Source organism: Arthrobacter sp. Y3221159, from assembly GCF_059089885.1.
Window position 1 is genome coordinate 1 of the sequence record NZ_JBNHFC010000007.1, and the last position, 17,042, is coordinate 17,042.

A 17,042-nucleotide genomic window follows, 5' to 3' on the forward strand; every position below is an offset into this window, starting at 1 on the left:
ACCAAAACCAGTGGAAATAACACCAGCAAAAGCTGCACAAAATTTGAAACCAGCCAAAAACACCAAACCAATGCCACAGGGGCGGCACGATCCGGCACATTCAACCAATTACATACATAATCGGTATCAACAAACTTGGCACACTATTGAGTTCTCAAACAACAGACACATTCGAATATTCCCGAAACAAATTCAAAAAGAATTTCTATCTCGTATTTCTTCGCTGCGATGTTTCAATCTTATTTCATCCATATTCGCTTTTGCAAATCCGGATGTTTTCCCGGAATTCACTCGGCGAAGTGAATCCACCCAGCAAAAAGTGAAGCATTCCTACCATCAGAGCATTGCTCCGAGAAGAATCGCTTCTCATTAGTTGGGGGTTTGTCACCACTCAGCGGCGGCGACTCAGAAAACAATACACGCCCCTCCGCAGCCGTGCAAATCGACTGTGGAGGGGCGTGCAAAAGGGTCAGATGCCGTAGTTACGGGACCAGCACCTCAACCGTGGCCAGGTTCTTCTTGCCCCGGCGGAGCAGCAAGTACTGGCCGTGCAGGAGTTCATCCTCGGAAATCACGGCTTCCGGGTCCAGAACCTTTTCGTTGTTGACATACGCGCCACCTTCACCAACCGTGCGGCGGGCAGCGGACTTGCTCTCCGACAGCCCCGACGCCACCAGCAGGTCCACGATCCCGAGGGCATCCACCTGGACGGTGGCGGAGGGAAGCTCAGACGTGGCCGCCTGAAGCGTGGACTTGTCAAGGGCAGTGAGATCGCCGTTGCCGAACAGGGCGGCCGAAGCGGCGATGACTTTTTCAGTGGCTTCCACGCCATGCACCAGCGACGTGACTTCGTAAGCGAGCTTCCGCTGGCCCTCGCGGGCGAAGGGACGCTCCGCCACTGCCACTGCGATCTCTTCGATCTCGGCGCGGGTCAGGAAGGTGAAGACCTTCAGCCTGTCCACAACGTCTGCATCCGCAGTGTTGAGCCAGAACTGGTAGAACGCGTACGGGCTGCACATGCCGGCGTCGAGCCAGATGGCGTTGCCTTCGCTCTTGCCGAACTTGCTTCCGTCGGAGTTGGTGATCAGCGGGGTACCCAGGGCGTGGACGCTCTTGCCCTCCACCTTGCGGATCAGTTCGGTTCCGCTGGTCAGGTTTCCCCATTGGTCGGAGCCCCCGGTCTGCAGGACACAGCCGTAGGCGCGGTACAGCTCCAGGTAGTCCATGCCCTGCAGGATCTGGTAGCTGAACTCGGTGTAGCTGATGCCCTCGTCGGAGTTGAGCCGCGAGGCAACGGCATCCTTGCGGAGCATGGTGCCCACCCGGAAGTGCTTGCCTACTTCCCGCAGGAAATCGATGGCGGTCAGCGGCGCCGTCCAGTCAAGGTTGTTTACCATCCGCGCAGCGTTGTCGCCCTCGAAGCTCAGGAACCGGCGGACCTGCGCCTGGAGGTAACCCACCCACTCCGTAACTGTTTCCTTGGTGTTCAGGGTGCGCTCGGCGGTGGGCCGGGGATCACCGATCAGGCCGGTGGAGCCGCCAACGAGTCCCAGCGGCTTGTGCCCCGCCAGCTGCAGCCGCCGCATGAGGAGCAGCTGGACCAGGTTGCCCAGGTGCAGGCTCGGTGCAGTCGGATCGAAACCGCAATAGTAAGTGACCGGGACGCCGGCGAGGAGCTTTTCAAGCTCGGCTTCGTCGGTGGAGACGTGGACCAGGCCACGCCACTTCAGCTCCTGCCAGATGTTGGCAAAAGAGGGGTCGTTGTGTTGCGATTCGAGGCTGTTGATGTCTGGCACGCCTTCTAAGGTAGCAGTATCCGGGGACGCCGGATCAGCGGACGATACCGGCCGGAACCGGTTCGGAGGCGATCAGCCGCAGCCGCTGAGTGGCGCGGGTCATCGCCACGTAGAGGTCACCCACCTTGCCGTGTTCGTGGTTGAGCATCTTTGCCGGTTCCAGGACCACCACGCCGTCGAACTCAAGGCCCTTGGCTTCGCGGGGGCTGATGATCACGATGTCCTGTTCGTAGCTGCCCGCGCCCGTGCCGATACGGCGCCCGTAGGCCGCGCGCAGGGCTGCCGTGGCCTGGGGCAGGAGGGGTCCGTCGGCGATCACGGCGAGCAGGCCGCCGTCGAGCGCTTCCAGCTCCTCCGGCAGGACCTCCACAAGCCGGTCCACCAGGGCGCCGGGGATAACCTCGTCGATGACGGGTGACCAGCGCCCCTCCCGCACGGCCTTGGGGGCGGACACCACCAGGCCCGCCGCGTTTGCCATCCGGACGGCGGCTTCGGCGATCTGGGAGGGCGTGCGGTAGTTGACCGTCAGCTCCTCCAGCTGCCACCGGTCACCGAACATCGGCGCCAGCGCGCCCTGCCAGGAATTGGCGCCGGCAACGGAACTGGTCTGGGCAATATCGCCCACGATGGTGAAGGACTTCAGGGGGCAGCGGCGGACCAGGAGCCGCCACTGCATGGGGGAAAGCTCCTGCGCCTCGTCCACCACAATGTGCCCGAAGGCCCAGGTGCGGTCGCTGGTGGCACGCTCGGCAGCGCTGAGCCGTGCCTCCCGTTCCTGGTTCTGCTCCATCAGGTCTTCGGCGGTCATCAGGGCGTCAACGCCGGCGGTTTCCATGTTGACGAGCGTTTGCTTGGCGTTGGCGAGATCCCGGGCACGGTCATGCTCCTGCTGCGCCAGCCCGCGGCCGGCGGCGGCGTCAAGTTCACCCAGCAGTTCGGCAGCCTCATCCAGCAGCGGAACGTCGGACTCCGTCCAGGGGGCGTCAGCCGGCCGCAGGAGCAGCGCGCGCTGCGCGGGCGAAAGGTTGGGGGTGCAGAATTCCAGGATGGCCGGCTTGCTGAACAGGTCGGAGATCAGCTTTTCGGGGGTCATTGGCATCCAGCACAGGTTCAGGGCGATGCGGACATCCCGGGCCGTACGGACATCCTCTGCAAGGTAGGAGCGGTCCGCGTTGTTGCCGATGTTCCCGGCCTCGACCAGTTCGGTCATCTGCTCCGTCAGTTCACGCAGCAGGATCTTAACGAACGTTACGCGTGCCTCGTTGTACGGCTTGCCGGTGGCACGGGCCTTCTCCCGGGCGCGGCGGACCTGCCGGGGCGTCAGCACCAGCTTCCGGCCGTCCACTTCCAGCGTCCTGTTGTGGGCAGGAACCCGCTGGCGGTTGGAGACGGCGTTGGCCACGATTTCTGCCATGTCCAGGCGGCCCTTGAGGGCAGCAACATCGGCGTCCTGCTCCGGCACGGCATGGATGCCGGGCATGAGGCGGCCAAGGCTGGCCATGACCACGCCGGTCTCACCCAGCGAGGGCAGCACGCGTTCGATGTACTTCATGAACGACGACGACGGGCCCACCAGGAGCACGCCTGCACTCTTGAGCCGGTCGCGGTGGGTGTACAGCAGGTAGGCGGCGCGGTGCAGGGCGACGGCGGTCTTGCCTGTGCCAGGTCCGCCCTGGACCACCAGCGCGCCGGAGATGGAGGACCGGATGATGCGGTCCTGCTCGGACTGGATGGTGCTGACGATGTCCGACATCCGGCCCGTGCGCTTGGAATTCAGGGCGGCGAGCAGGGCGCCTTCACCCTGCAGCGACTCATTGTCCGCGAGCATCCCGGCATCGAGGACGTCGTCTTCGATGGCCTTGACTTCGCGGCCCTGCAGGATCAGGTGCCGGCGGCGGCGCACGCCCTGCCGGTCGAACGCGGTGGCCTGGTAGAAGTGCCCGGCCTCGGGCGCGCGCCAGTCAACCATCAGGCGCTGCAGGTCCTCGGTGGTGAGGCCGATGCGGCCGATGTACTGCGCTTCGCCGGAGTCCAGGTCCAGGCGGCCGAAGACCAGCCGGTCATCCACCGCGTCCAGCTGCGCCAGGCGGTCCTCGTACAGTGCGGCGAACGCATCGCGCTCGGAAACATTCTGCATGGTGCCCACTGCCCCGGCCCGGCGGACCTGCGCGAGCTGCCGGCGCTTTTCCTCGCGGAGCTCTTCCAGCCGGGCATACAGGCCCGCTACATACTCCCGTTCGTGGGCCAAATCGGCGTCAAGCATTCAACGTTCCCCTATCGCAAAAGACAGACCTACCATTCTACAACCATTTCCGTTAACGCTGCTGAAACGCGGACCGGGGCGGTTGCGCTGATGGACCCATGGTGGCCGGGGGTTTCCGGACCCGGGGTTTGGCGGGCTTGTACCTGGAGACAGTGGGGTCCCCGGTGATCCAGAAGCGCCAGGCGTACTCGTCCGAGCCGCCCGCCCCGGCCACCCCCACCCGCGGGCCTGAACTTACCTGGGGAGGCGGCCCCGGCGGAAGTACCAGCCCGAAGGGCGGGGCAAGCGCGTCACGTCCGCTGTCCGCCGTCGTCAGTCCCAGGGCCTTGGCCAGCCGGGCCGGGCCGCTGGCGAGGTCGGCGGGGCTCCTGGACGTGGTTCGCCGCCGCCGGGCCAGTTCGAGGCCGTCCACGATTTCGCCTGCCCGCAGCAGCAGCGCGGAGGCAACCCCCTCCGGCCCGCAGACGATGTTGGTGCAGTGGTGCATTCCGTAGGTGAAATAGACGTACAGGTGTCCGGCGGGGCCGAACATCGGCGCGTTGCGGGGCGTAGGGCCGCGGTACGTGTGGGAGCCCGGGTCCGGGTGGAGCGAATCCTCCGGTCCCAGGTAGGCCTCCACTTCCGTGAGGCGGACGGACACCGGACCTTCGCGCGACTCGTGCGTGAGGACGGCGCCCAGCAGCAGCGGGGCCAGCTCGCGGGCATCGCCCGAGAGGATCTCCCGCAGCGGCGAACGGGCCGGCACAGGGTTTTCACTCATGGCCAGACCTTACCCGCATCCGCCGGTTTCACCCGCGGCGCGGCAGCGGAGCCGCCACGGCCATGTCCGATTTCCGCTAGCAGGGGCCTCCGGTGGCTGGCAGGATGGAGTCATGGACTTCTGGCAGCGCTACCGGGCAATCGACGCCCGGGACACCCGTTTCGACGGGCAGTTCTACACTGCGGTCCGGACCACGGGGATCTACTGCCGCCCCTCCTGCCCGGCCCGCACCCCCAAAGCCGCCAACGTCACGTTCTACGAAACCTCGGCTGCGGCCCATGACGCCGGTTACCGGGCCTGTAAACGGTGCCTTCCCGAGGCCGTCCCCGGCACGCCGGCCTGGAACCTCCGCCAGGACGTCGCGGGCCGGGCCATGCGGCTGATCAATGACGGCGTGATCAACAGGGACGGCGTGGAGGGGCTTGCTGCCCGGCTGGGCTACTCGTCGCGCCAGCTCAACCGGATCCTCACCCATGAACTGGGCGCCGGGCCGTTGTCCCTGGCCAGGGCCGGACGGGCCCAGACCGCCCGCACCCTGCTGGTCTCCACGCCAATGAAGCTTGCCGACGTCGCCTTCGCCGCCGGCTTCAGCAGCGTCCGGCAATTCAACGAGACCATGCTTGACGTGTTCGCCATGACCCCCACTGCCCTTCGGCACACCGGGCGGCATGCACACACGGCAGGAGCTGCCACGGTACTGACCCTCAGCCTCCCCTACCGCAAGCCCTTCGATCCCGGCATCTTCACATTCCTGGCGGTCCGCGCCATCCCGGGCATCGAGGCAGGCACGCCAACCTCCTATGCCCGGACTCTCCGGCTGCCCCACGGCGACGCCCGCTTCAGGATTGATTACGACGCCGGCGCGCGGGAGCGGCCGCTGACCCTCACCATCGGCGCGGCGGACCTGCGCGACCTGCCCGCGCTGCTGAGCCGCGTCCGGCGCCTGTTCGACCTGGACGCCGATCCGGAAGCCATCGACGACGCCCTGTCCTCGGATTGCCGGCTGGCCGCGTCAGTGGCGGAAGCCCGCGGCATCCGGATGCCCGGCGCCCTGGATCCCCAGGAGCTCCTGGTGCGGGCCATGGTGGGGCAGCAGATTACCGTCGCCGCGGCCCGCACGGCGCTGACGCAGCTCTCTGCGGCCGGCAGCCCCAGCAGTGTTCCGGGCGACGGCCTTGACCGTCTCTTCCCCACGTCCGCACAGATTGCCGAGGCCGGACATTTGCTGCGCGGGCCCCGGCGCCGGACGGAATCGCTGCTTTCTGCTGCCGCCGCCATGGCGGAAGGACGAGTTGACCCCGGTTATGGCGATGACCTGGCCGGCCTCACGGCCAAGCTGCTGCCGCTGCCCGGCGTGGGACCCTGGACTGTGGGCTACGCGGCCATGCGGATCCTCGGCGCCCCCGACGTCTTCCTCGCCAACGACGCTGCCGTCCGGAACGGGATCCGGGCCCTTTCGGCGGGCGGCGCCGGCCTGGCCCCGGACTTCCGGGAAGTCAGCCCCTGGCGTTCCTACGCCACCATGCACTTGTGGCGCGCCGCCGCCGCACCCAAAGCCCCCGCCGCCAGCGGCACTTCCAGGAAAGCGATGCCATGACCGCCCAACTGCTGACAATGTCCACCCCGGACGGCCCCTTCACCATCATTGCGCGGGAGGGACTGGTCCTGGCGTCAGGCTGGACCGCCGACCCCCGCGAACTGACCGGCCAGGTCCATCCCGTGCTGCGCCCCGACGCCGTCCAGTCCGTCGCCGCGCTGGGTGACATCTCGGGGGCTGTGGAGGCCTTTTACGACGGCGACCCCGCGCCGGCCATGGCAGTGCCGGTCCTGCAGCGCTCAGGTCCGTTCCGGGCCCACGCCTGGGACGTCCTCCGGCAGGTCAAGCCCGGCCACCCCGTGACGTACACGGAATACGCGGCCCTGGCAGGCAACGCCAAGGCAGTCCGCGCGGCCGCCAGCGCGTGCGCATTCAATGCCGCCGCCTTGTTCGTGCCCTGCCATCGGGTGATCCGGACTGACGGCACCCTGGGCGGCTTCCGCTGGGGCCTGCGCGTGAAGGAGAGCCTGCTGGCCCGCGAAGCGGCCTGACGGGACAGTACAGGGGGACTACTTCGGCGCCGGGGTTCCGGCTGGCCAGGGCAGCAGCTCAGGCAGGTCCGTCCCGTCGGCTGCAGCGGAGGCACGCAGGCTGCCGAGTGATGGCTCCCGGCCTGCCAGCCATGCGGCGATGTCCGTAAGCATCCCGCTGATAACGGTGGACCGGTTGCCGCTGCCGATGCTGACGGGCGGCAGGCCAAGCGGCTGCAGCACCAGCTTGTCCTCCGGCCGCACCCTGGCGGCGAGGAAGTCGAAGAGGTGCTCGCAGAACGCCCGGCTCCAGGTTTCCGGCCCCCTGCCCGTCTGCAGGTCTGACGTATGGATGACGAGTTCGCGCCAGAGCGCCAGGCCGCCGTCCAGTACCACTCCCCCGCGGTACGAAATCGGGGCCCACCATCCGGTGCGGTTGGCCGAGGAATCCTTGACGCCCGGCAGCGCATCGAAGGCCCTGAGGACCCGCTGCAGTGCCGCAGTTAGGTCTGCGAGGTGGGTGGCGGCGTCGTGCCCCGCGGCCATCTCGATGGCTTTGTTCCGGCGGTCCATGCCGCCGTCGTACAGCTCTATTGTTTCGTCGCGGGCTGCGTACTCGAGTTGCCGGGCCATGGCGTTGGAGATCCCGGTGAGATGGGCGAGGACATGTCCCCGCGTCCAGCCCGGCAGTGCCGAGGAAGCCCGGACGTCTTGGTCGCTGAACTTTGCGGCGTCTGCGGCAACGTCACCCGCGGCCTTATGGAGGTCTGCGAGCAGGTCATCGGGTGCGGGAGAGGCCATGGCGCTCATCCTAACCCTCAGGAGCTCCGTCCGGACCCAGCCGGTGCCGGACATGTTCACCGTCGCTGCTCCCCTGCCAGAACTCGAACTCCGTGGGCTGGACCGCGTACAGCTGCCAGTTGGGATTGGTGCTGCCGTCGGCGCGCGGACGTTCCGCCCAGTCGCGGGCGGAGGCCTCGGCGGAGAGCCGGACCACCGGCCCGGCCACGCGGACCTGGCGTCCCAGGGAGGCCCAGTAGAAGTTCATGGCGGCCTGCGGGACGATGTCCAGTTCCTGTCCCTTGCGGGAGGTGCGGGAGGTGGCGAAATGCCAGCCGTCGCCGTCGATGTTCTTCAGGATCAGCATGCGTGAGGACGGCTGCTGCCCGGCACTGACCGTGGCCAGGCTGAAGGCGTGGGGCTGCTGCTCCCCCGCGTCCAGCGCCTCGTCCAGCCACTGCTTGAACAGCTCCACTGGGTTCCGCGCAGCGCCGGCCGGATCAAAGCTGGGAAGGTCGGCCGGGAAGTCGGGCAGGGTGCGGAGGAACTTCCGGAAGGTTTCGCTCATGACGCCATGCTAGCGGCGGGTCCATGCCTGGACGGCACAACGCTCTCTCAGTTGCTACATGAAAATGGCCAACGCTCTCTCACTTTCTTAGCGAAGGTGAGAGAGCGCTGGCCAGAAAGGCGCATCAAGTGAGAGAGCGTCGGGTTGTTACCCTGCGTACTCCCGGACCGCGGCGAGTTCGCCTTCAAGGGCGGCCAGCTGGCGTTCGACGGCGGCCGGCGCCGTTCCGCCCTGGGAGTTGCGGCTGTTCAGCGACCCCTCCGTGGACAGGACCGTCCGGACCTCAGGAGTGAGGTGAGCCGAGATGGCCGCATACTCGTCGTCGGTCAGGTCCCACAGCTCGACGCCGCGGGACTCGGCCTGCTTGACCGCCGCACCGGACAGCTCATGCGCTTCACGGAACGGGACGCCCTGCCGGACCAGCCATTCGGCGATGTCCGTGGCCAGCGCAAAGCCCTGAGGTGCCAGCGACTCCATCCGCTCCCGGTTGAAGGTCAGCGTGGCGAGCATGCCGGAGACGGCCGGGAGCAGGAGCTCCAGCGTGTCAGCGGCGTCGAACACCGGTTCCTTGTCCTCCTGCAGGTCGCGGTTGTACGCGAGCGGCAGGCCCTTGAGGGTGGCAAGGAGCCCGGTCAGGTTGCCGATCAGGCGCCCCGCCTTGCCGCGGGCCAGCTCGGCCACGTCCGGGTTCTTCTTCTGCGGCATGATCGAGGACCCCGTGGAGTACGAGTCATGCAGCGTGACGAAGGAGAACTCCTTGGTGGCCCAGAAGATCACTTCTTCCGAGATCCGGGACAGGTCCACGCCGATCATGGAGCACACCCAGGCGAACTCGGCGAAAACATCGCGGGACGCCGTGCCGTCGATGGAGTTGTGGACCGCGGAGTAGAAGCCCAGGTCCGCAGCCACCGCCTCGGGATCGAGCCCCAGCGAGGACCCGGCCAGAGCACCTGACCCGTACGGGGAAACACCGGCCCGCTTGTCCCAGTCCTGGAGCCGCTGCACGTCGCGCAGCAGGGCCCAGGCATGGGCCAGCAGATGGTGGCTGAGCAGGACGGGCTGGGCGTGCTGCAGGTGGGTGCGCCCCGGCATGGCCACGCCCTGGTGGGCTTTGGCCTGGTCCACCAGCGCGTCAACGGTGTCCAGCACGCCGCGGGCGATGATCCGGGCGTGGTCGCGCAGGAACATCCGGCCCAGGGTTGCCACCTGGTCGTTGCGGGACCGGCCGGCGCGCAGCTTGCCGCCCAGCTGCGGACCCGCCCGCTCGATCAGGCCGCGTTCCAGGGAACCGTGGACGTCCTCGTCGGACTCCGCCGGCAGGTAGGCGCCGGAAGCCACGTCCTCGTCCAACTGCGTCAGGGCGGCGAGCATGCCGTCCAGCTCGCCATCGTCCAGCAGGCCGGCCTTGTGCAGCACGCGGGCATGCGCCTTGGAACCGGCGATGTCGTAGCGGGCCAGCCGCCAGTCGAAGTGCGTGGACTTGCTCAGGGCGGCGAGGGCGTCCGCGGGGCCGCCGGCGAACCGGCCGCCCCACAAGGCTCCCGCATTTGTAGCTTCCGTCTTGGGCTCAGCCACGTGGGCTACTTTCCTGCGACCCGGATGTCGCGGCCGGAGGCCACCTTGGCGGACATGCCCCACAACTCGATGAAGCCGCGGGCCATGGACTGGTCAAAGGTGTCGCCGGTGTCGTAGGTGGCCAGGTTGAAGTCGTACAGGGAGGTGTCGGAGCGGCGGCCGTTCACGATGGCCTGGCCGCCGTGCAGGGTCATGCGGATGTCGCCGGAGACGTACTTCTGGGTGTCATCGATGAAGGCGTCCAGGGAGCGCTTCAGCGGGGAGAACCACTGGCCGTCGTAGACCAGTTCGGCCCAGCGCTGGCCCACGGTGGCCTTGAAGCGGGCCTGCTCACGCTCGATGGTGATGTCCTCAAGGTGCTTGTGCGCGGTGATCAGGGCCATGGCGCCGGGGGCCTCGTAGATTTCGCGGGACTTGATGCCCACCAGGCGGTCCTCGACGACGTCGATGCGGCCCACGCCCTGGGCGCCGGCCCGGCGGTTGAGTTCCTTGATGGCCTGCAGCGGGGTGACCCGGGCGCCGTCGATCGCTACCGGCACGCCGGCTTCGAAGGAGATGATGACCTCATCGGGTGCCGGCGGGAACTCCGGCGTGGCGGTGTAGTCGTAGATGTCCTTGGTGGGGGCGTTCCAGATGTCCTCGAGGTAGCCGGTTTCCACGGCGCGGCCCCAGACGTTCTGGTCGATGGAGTACGGGTTCTTCTTGGTGGTCTCGATGGGCAGTCCCTTTTCCTCGGCGAAGGCGATGGCCTTGTCCCGGGTGAGGGCGAGGTCGCGGACCGGTGCGATGCACTTCAGGTCCGGGCCGAGGGTCTGGATGCCCACTTCGAAGCGGACCTGGTCGTTGCCCTTGCCGGTGCAGCCGTGGGCAACGGTGGTGGCGCCGAATTCGCGGGCGGCCTTCACCAGGTGCTTGACGATCACCGGGCGGGAGATGGCGGACACCAGCGGGTAGTGGCCCTGGTAGAGGGCGTTGGCCTTCAGGGTGGGGACGCAGTATTCGTTGGCGAACTCATCGGACGCGTCTGCCACGTAGGCTTCGACGGCGCCGCAGCCAAGGGCGCGCTGGCGGATGGTTTCGAGCGACTCGCCGCCCTGTCCGACGTCGACTGCCACGGCGATGACCTCGGCGCCGGTGGCTTCACCGATCCAGCCGATGGCTACGGATGTGTCCAGGCCGCCTGAGTAGGCGAGCACAATGCGTTCAGTCACTTCACATGCTCCTTAGTGGGGGGTGTTTGATGTTGTCTTCAAGCTTATTGCCCGGCTTCCTCGGCCAGCTGCAGGAAGCGGGCTGCGAGGTCGGGGCCGCCCAGCGGATCCCGGGACACCAGCAGCACGGTGTCGTCGCCGGCGATGGTCCCCAGGATGGCGGGCATGACCGAATGGTCGATGGCCAGGGCCAGGAAGTTCGCGGCCCCCGGAGGGGTCCGGAGCACCACGATGTTGGCCGACGCTTCCGCCGTCACCAGCAGTTCGCTGCACAGCCTGGCGAGCCGGGCGTCCAGGATTTCCTGGCTCACGCCGGTCTTGGCGGCACGCTCGCCCCCCTCGCCGGGGACGGCGTACACCAGGGCGCCCTCCTTGCCGCGGACCCGCACGGCCCCGAGTTCCACGAGGTCCCGGGACAGCGTGGCCTGGGTGACCTGCACGCCGTCGTCCGCGAGCAGTGCGGCGAGCTCCGCCTGGGAACGCACCGACTGGTTGGTCAGGATGGCGGTGATGCGTGCCTGCCGCGCAGTCTTGGTGGCCGGGCTGGAGCCCGGTGACACGGGCTGGGCGGACACTAGAACGTGCTCTCCCCGGTACCTTCAACCGGCGAAAGGCCGTCAACGAAGGCAAGGCCGGAGCGGTGCATCAGCCAGGCCATCAGCGCTTTCTGGGCGTGCAGCCGGTTTTCCGCCTCGTCCCAGACGATCGACTGCGGGCCGTCGATGACGCCCGCCGAGATCTCGTAGCCCCGGTACGCGGGCAGGCAGTGAAGCACGACGGCGTCATCCGCGGCGAGTTTCATGGCTTCCTCATCCACGGAGTACTCCCGGAACAGCTGCAGCCGCGCTTCCTTTTCCGCCTCCTGGCCCATGGACACCCAGGTGTCGGTGGCCACGACGTCGGCGCCCTGGAGTGCTTTGGCGGCGTCGGTGGTGATCAGCACCGAGCCACCCGTCTCTGCGGCACGTTCCTCGGCGGCGGCCACGATGTCCGCGGCGGGCAGGTAGCCTTCCGGGCCGGCGATCCGGACGTGCATGCCGGCGGTGACCCCGGCCAGCAGGTAGGAGTTGGCCATGTTGTTGGCGGCGTCGCCCAGGTAGCTCATGGTGAGGCCGTTGAGCTCCCCCTTGTGCTCCTTCACGGCCAGGAGGTCTGCCAGCAGTTGGCAGGGGTGGTAGTCGTCGCAAAGTGCGTTGATGACCGGGACGCTGGAATTTTCCGCCATGGCCACCAGGCCGGCATGCGCGCCTGTGCGCCACACGATGGTGGAGACCATGCGCTCCAGGACCTTCGCGGTGTCCTCCACGGATTCCTTGTGGCCGATCTGGGCCTCACCGGGGTTGATGATCAGGGCATTGCCGCCCATGTCAGCAATGCCGGTGGCGAAAGAGACCCGTGTGCGGGTGGAGGTCTTGTCGAAGATGACGGCAACGGTCTTGCGCCCGCTGCTCTCTGCCGCGAAGGGCTGGACGCTGTAGGGCGCCGCCTTCATGCGCGCGGCAAGCTCCAGGACCTCCGCCTGTTCGGCGGGGGTCAGGTCCGTGTCCTTGAGGAAGTGCCGGGTTGCGGGAGTCACTGGGCGTCCTTAGCTGTCTGGAGGATTGCCGGGAAAGCGGCGAGGAACGAGTCGGCCTGGGCCGTGGTGAGGACCAGCGGGGGCGCCAGGCGGATGGTGCGCGGGCCGGGGCTGTTGACGATGAAGCCGGCGTCCAGGGCAGCCTGCACCACGGCGGGCGCGACGTCGGCGTCCAGGTCGAAGCCGATCAGCAGGCCGGCGCCCCGTACTTCGGTGACGCCCGGCAGCGCCGCCAGCGCGGAACGGAGGTCCTCCCCCACCGCGGTGGCGTTGGCCAGGACGTTCTGGCTTTCGATCGCGTGCAGCGTGGCGAGGGCGGCCGCCGTCGCCACCGGGTTCCCGCCGAAGGTGGTGCCATGCTGGCCGGCGGACAACAGCGACGACGTCTGCTCACCCATGGTCACCAGGGCGCCAATGGGGAAGCCGCCGCCCAGGCCCTTGGCCAGCGTGATGGCATCCGGGACGATTCCCGCCTCTTCGCTGGCGAACCACTTGCCGGTCCGGCCGATGCCGGTCTGGACCTCATCCAGGATCAGCAGCGCGCCCACCCTGGCAGTCAGCTCCCGCGCCGCCCGGAGGTACTCCGCCGAAAGCGGCCGTACTCCCGCCTCACCCTGGATGGGCTCGAGGAAGACCGCCGCGACGGTTTCGTCCACGGCGGCTTTGAGCGCCTCGATGTCGCCGAACGGGATGTGCTCCACGCCGCCGGGCAGCGGTTCGAACGGAGCCCGGTAGGCTTCCTTGGCGGTCAGGGCAAGTGCGCCCATGGTCCGGCCATGGAAGGCTCCCTCGAGGGCGATGATTTTGGTCCGCTGCACGCTGCCGCCACCCAAGTTGCGGCGGGCAAGCTTGAACGCTGCCTCGTTCGCCTCGGTGCCGGAATTGGTAAAGAACACCTTGGACCCGGCGGGCGCGTTGGCCAGCGCCAGGAGCTTTTCGGCCAGTGCGATCTGGGTGGGGCTGGTGAAGAAGTTGGAGACGTGGCCCAGGGTGGAGAGCTGGCTGGCGATGACCGACGTGACGAACGGGTGCGCATGGCCCAGTGCGTTGACGGCGATCCCGCCGAGCAGGTCAAGGTACTCCTTGCCGTCGGCGTCCCACACCAGGCAGCCGGCACCGCGGACCAGGACACGCTGCGGGGCGCCGAACACTCCCATGAGTGAGGACGAATAGCGCGACAGCCATTCGGAGCCGGCATGGCCGGTGGTTTCCACGAGTTCGGTCACTGGTGACTTTTCCATCGTATTCATCCGTTGATCTCCTCGTCCGGAACAACCTGGGTGCCGATTCCGGCGGTGGTGAATGTTTCAAGAAGCATGGAATGGGGCAACCGGCCGTCCACGATGTGCGCCCGTTCCACGCCCTCGTCAATGGCCTTGAGACAGGCGGCCATCTTGGGGATCATGCCCGATTCGAGCTTGGGCAGCATGTCCCGCAGTTCGGAAGCCGTGAGGGAGGAGATCAGCGACGACTTGTCCGGCCAGTTGGCGTACAGGCCCTCGACGTCGGTGAGGATGACCAGCTTGGACGCGCCCAGGGCCGAGGCAACGGCCGCCGCCGCGGTGTCCGCGTTGACGTTCAGCACCTGTCCGGTGGGCTGGAACCTGGCGGCACCTGCGACGCCGTCACCGCCGTCGACGATTTCCGGGGCCACGGTGGAGATCACGGGGATGCGGCCGGCGTCGAGGATGTCCACCACGCCGGCGGGGTCGACGCCCACCACCTCGCCCACCAGGCCCAGGTCCACCTCTTCGCCGTCAACCACTGTCCCGGTCCGCACGGCGCGCAGCAGGCCGCCGTCTTCACCGGACATGCCCACGGCGTAGGGGCCGTGGGAGTTGATGAGCCCCACCAGTTCGCGGCCCACCTGTCCGGTGAGGACCATCCGGACCACGTCCATGGCCTCCGGCGTGGTGACGCGCAGGCCGCCCTTGAACTCTGATTCGATGCCCAGCCGGCCCAGCATGGAGTTGATCTGGGGCCCGCCGCCGTGAACCACCACCGGATGGATGCCCACATGGTGGAGGAACACGATGTCCTCGGCGAACGCGCGGCGGAGTTCGTCATTGACCATGGCGTTGCCGCCGTACTTGATCACCATGGTGGTGCCGGCGAAGCGCTGGATCCAGGGCAGCGCCTCGATAAGGGTGGCGGCCTTGGCCTGGGCGTCGGACATGCTGGTGGTCTCGCGCGTCTGGGTGTTCATGCTGTCTCTTCCGCGGGGATCGGCGATGGCTGAAACGGTGCTAGCTGGAGTAGGCGCTGTTCTCGTGCACGTAGTCGTGGGTGAGGTCATTGGTCCAGATGGTCGCTTCTGCGTCACCGGCCTGCAGGTCGATTTCCACCAGGACCTCGCGCGGCTCCAGGTTCACCAGGCTCCGGTCGTCGCCGATGCTGCCGTTGCGGCAGATCTGGATGCCGTTCATGGCCACGTTGAGCTGGTCCGGCTCGAACGCTGCGTCCGTGGTGCCCACCGCTGAGAGCACGCGCCCCCAGTTGGGGTCCTTGCCGAAGATGGCGGCCTTGAAGAGGTTGGACCGGGCCACGGAGCGGCTGACGGTCTCGGCGTCGGTTTCACTGGCAGCGTTGAAGGTCCGGATGGCGATGTCGTGGCTGGCGCCTTCGGCGTCTGCGATGAGTTTCCGTGCCAGCTCGGCGCAGACCTTGGTCAGGCCTGCGGTGAAGACCTCGGCGGCCGGAACTGCTCCGGACGCTCCGGAGGACAGCAGGACAACGGTGTCGTTGGTGGACATGCAGCCATCGGAATCGGCGCGGTCAAAGGTGACCCGGGTGGAGTCCCTGAGGGCCAGGTCGAGCAGTTCCGGTTGCACAGCTGCGTCGGTGGTCAGCACCACCAGCATGGTGGCAAGGCCGGGGGCCAGCATGCCCGCGCCCTTGGCGATGCCGCCGATGCTGAATTCCTGCCCGTCCGCGTCAGTGCCGATGAACAGCGCTGACTTGGGGACAGAATCGGTGGTCATGATGGCCTCGCCGGCTTCCGGTCCGCCGTCGGTGCTGAGGGCAGCGGCAGCGGCCTCAACACCGGGCAGGATCTTGTCCATGGGCAACTGCTCGCCGATCAGGCCGGTGGAGCAGACAAAAACGTCGGTGGCCGAAATTCCCAGGACTTCGGCTGCCTTCTCGGCGGTGCTGTGGGTGTTCTGGAAACCGGTGGGCCCAGTGCAGGCGTTGGCACCGCCGGAGTTCAGCACCACGGCATCCACCCGGCCATCGGCGACCACCTGGCGGGACCAGTGGACGGGGGCGGCAGCCACCCGGTTGCTGGTGAACACGGCTGCGGCGGCCTTGGACGGGCCGTCATTGACCACCAGCGCGAGGTCCGGCTTGCCGGAAGCCTTGAGTCCGGCGGTGACGCCGGCGGCGCGGAATCCCTGGGGCGTGGTGACGGTCACGGGGCTACTCCCTGCAGGTCAAGGCCGGCGGTTTCCTGCAGGCCGAGTGCGATGTTCATGGACTGGACAGCGCCACCGGCAGTGCCCTTGGTGAGGTTGTCGATGGCGCAGGTGGCGATGACGCGGCCGGTGTGGCCGTCGAAGGCCAGCTGCATGGCGGCGTGGTTCGATCCCTGCACACTCTTGGTGCCGGGCCACTGGCCCTCGGGCAGCAGGTGCACGAACGGCTCGTCGTCGTAGGCGTCGGCCCAGGCCTGCCGGAGCTGCTCTGCCGTGATGCCGGGCTTCACCTTGGCTGTTGCGGTGGTGAGGATGCCCCTGCTCATGGGTGCCAGGGTGGGCGTGAAGGACACAGTGACCTGTTCACCCGCGGCATTGGACAGTCCCTGCTCTATCTCCGGAGTGTGGCGGTGCCCGCCGCCTACGCCGTAGGGGCTCATGGAGCCCATCACTTCGGCGCCGATGAGGTTGACCTTTGCGGCCTTGCCCGCACCGGAGGTGCCGGACGCGGACACGATGACGACGTCGTCGGGCTGCAGCAAACCGGCGGCGAACCCGGGCGTCAGCGCCAGCAGGGCCGACGTCGGGTAGCAGCCGGGCACTGCAATCCGCGTGGCGCCCTTGAGCGCCTCGCGCTGGCCGGGGAGCTCGGGAAGGCCGTACGGCCACGTGCCCGCGTGGGCGGAGCCGTAGAACTTTTCCCACGCGGCCGGGTCCTGCAGGCGGTGGTCGGCACCGGCGTCGATCACCACCGTCCCTTCCGGCAGCTGGGCGGCGATTTCGGCGGAAGCGCCGTGCGGCAGGGCGAGGAAGACGACGTCGTGGCCGGACAGGTTGTCCACCGTGGTGTCTTCCAGGATTCGGTCGGCGAGCCCGTGCAGGTGCGGCTGCAATTCGCCCAGGCGCGAGCCCGCGTTGCTGTGCGCCGTGATCGCGCCGATGGTGACGTCCGGGTGTCCGGCCAGGAGTCGGAGGACTTCTCCCCCGGCGTAACCGCTGGCGCCCGACACTGCAACAGAAATAGTCATGCCCC

16 protein-coding genes are annotated in these 17,042 nt (G+C 67.6%); 3 read left to right on the forward strand and 13 right to left on the reverse strand.

Annotated features, from left to right (window positions below; translation table 11 throughout):
- Positions 1-373: hypothetical protein (locus tag AC5RT3_RS08685; RefSeq protein ID WP_494123977.1), on the forward strand; the 373-nt coding region annotated here is incomplete at its 5' end.
- Between the two features lie 109 nt (positions 374-482).
- Here the strand turns inward: AC5RT3_RS08685 and tyrS are convergent.
- The 3 genes from tyrS to AC5RT3_RS08700 are packed head-to-tail and all read right to left on the reverse strand — an operon-like array spanning position 483 to position 4,819.
- On the reverse strand, positions 483-1,796 hold the full coding sequence (gene tyrS / locus AC5RT3_RS08690) for a tyrosine--tRNA ligase (RefSeq protein ID WP_494051613.1): 1,314 nt from the start codon (positions 1,794-1,796) through the stop codon (positions 483-485).
- A gap of 34 nt (positions 1,797-1,830) precedes the next feature.
- Positions 1,831-4,059, reverse strand: a complete 2,229-nt coding sequence (locus AC5RT3_RS08695) for a HelD family protein (protein ID WP_494123978.1) — start codon at positions 4,057-4,059, stop codon at positions 1,831-1,833.
- A gap of 52 nt (positions 4,060-4,111) precedes the next feature.
- On the reverse strand, positions 4,112-4,819 hold the full coding sequence (locus AC5RT3_RS08700; RefSeq protein WP_494123979.1) for a DNA-3-methyladenine glycosylase: 708 nt from the start codon (positions 4,817-4,819) through the stop codon (positions 4,112-4,114).
- A 112-nt stretch (positions 4,820-4,931) separates the two neighbouring features.
- On the opposite strand from AC5RT3_RS08700, the gene AC5RT3_RS08705 reads away from it, so the two are divergent.
- Both AC5RT3_RS08705 and AC5RT3_RS08710 read left to right on the forward strand, forming a co-directional pair.
- Entirely contained in the window at positions 4,932-6,416 is a 1,485-nt protein-coding gene (locus AC5RT3_RS08705) for an AlkA N-terminal domain-containing protein (RefSeq protein WP_494123980.1), read from the forward strand.
- Positions 6,413-6,907 (forward strand): methylated-DNA--[protein]-cysteine S-methyltransferase, encoded by a 495-nt coding sequence (locus AC5RT3_RS08710; protein ID WP_494051609.1) that lies wholly within the window; start codon positions 6,413-6,415, stop codon positions 6,905-6,907. The genes AC5RT3_RS08705 and AC5RT3_RS08710 overlap by 4 nt, the downstream gene beginning before the upstream one ends.
- 18 nt (positions 6,908-6,925) lie before the next feature.
- Here AC5RT3_RS08710 and AC5RT3_RS08715 read toward each other — a convergent pair whose 3' ends face one another.
- From AC5RT3_RS08715 to argC, 10 genes are all read right to left on the reverse strand, one after another.
- Positions 6,926-7,687 (reverse strand): maleylpyruvate isomerase family mycothiol-dependent enzyme, encoded by a 762-nt coding sequence (locus AC5RT3_RS08715; RefSeq protein WP_494123981.1) that lies wholly within the window; start codon positions 7,685-7,687, stop codon positions 6,926-6,928.
- Positions 7,688-7,697: 10 nt separating this feature from the next.
- On the reverse strand, positions 7,698-8,234 hold the full coding sequence (locus AC5RT3_RS08720; protein ID WP_494051607.1) for a pyridoxine/pyridoxamine 5'-phosphate oxidase: 537 nt from the start codon (positions 8,232-8,234) through the stop codon (positions 7,698-7,700).
- A gap of 147 nt (positions 8,235-8,381) precedes the next feature.
- Positions 8,382-9,809 carry an argininosuccinate lyase gene (gene argH, locus AC5RT3_RS08725; protein ID WP_494051606.1) on the reverse strand — a complete coding sequence of 476 codons (1,428 nt, stop codon included), beginning with the start codon at positions 9,807-9,809 and terminating at the stop codon, positions 8,382-8,384.
- A gap of 5 nt (positions 9,810-9,814) precedes the next feature.
- On the reverse strand, positions 9,815-11,020 hold the full coding sequence (locus tag AC5RT3_RS08730) for an argininosuccinate synthase (RefSeq protein WP_494051605.1): 1,206 nt from the start codon (positions 11,018-11,020) through the stop codon (positions 9,815-9,817).
- A 44-nt stretch (positions 11,021-11,064) separates the two neighbouring features.
- Positions 11,065-11,595: an arginine repressor gene (locus AC5RT3_RS08735; protein WP_009359387.1), complete on the reverse strand. Its 531-nt coding sequence runs from the start codon at positions 11,593-11,595 to the stop codon at positions 11,065-11,067.
- Entirely contained in the window at positions 11,595-12,596 is a 1,002-nt protein-coding gene (gene argF, locus AC5RT3_RS08740; RefSeq protein WP_494010387.1) for an ornithine carbamoyltransferase, read from the reverse strand. Before argF ends, AC5RT3_RS08735 begins: the two co-directional genes overlap by 1 nt.
- On the reverse strand, positions 12,593-13,846 hold the full coding sequence (locus AC5RT3_RS08745; RefSeq protein ID WP_494123982.1) for an acetylornithine transaminase: 1,254 nt from the start codon (positions 13,844-13,846) through the stop codon (positions 12,593-12,595). Before AC5RT3_RS08745 ends, argF begins: the two co-directional genes overlap by 4 nt.
- Complete coding sequence (gene argB / locus AC5RT3_RS08750; RefSeq protein WP_494051604.1) at positions 13,843-14,802, reverse strand: acetylglutamate kinase; 960 nt, start codon at positions 14,800-14,802, stop codon at positions 13,843-13,845. Before argB ends, AC5RT3_RS08745 begins: the two co-directional genes overlap by 4 nt.
- 40 nt (positions 14,803-14,842) lie before the next feature.
- Positions 14,843-16,009 (reverse strand): bifunctional glutamate N-acetyltransferase/amino-acid acetyltransferase ArgJ, encoded by a 1,167-nt coding sequence (argJ, locus tag AC5RT3_RS08755; RefSeq protein ID WP_494051603.1) that lies wholly within the window; start codon positions 16,007-16,009, stop codon positions 14,843-14,845.
- Positions 16,006-17,037: an N-acetyl-gamma-glutamyl-phosphate reductase gene (gene argC / locus AC5RT3_RS08760; RefSeq protein ID WP_494123983.1), complete on the reverse strand. Its 1,032-nt coding sequence runs from the start codon at positions 17,035-17,037 to the stop codon at positions 16,006-16,008. The genes argJ and argC overlap by 4 nt, the downstream gene beginning before the upstream one ends.
- Positions 17,038-17,042 lie beyond the last annotated feature (5 nt).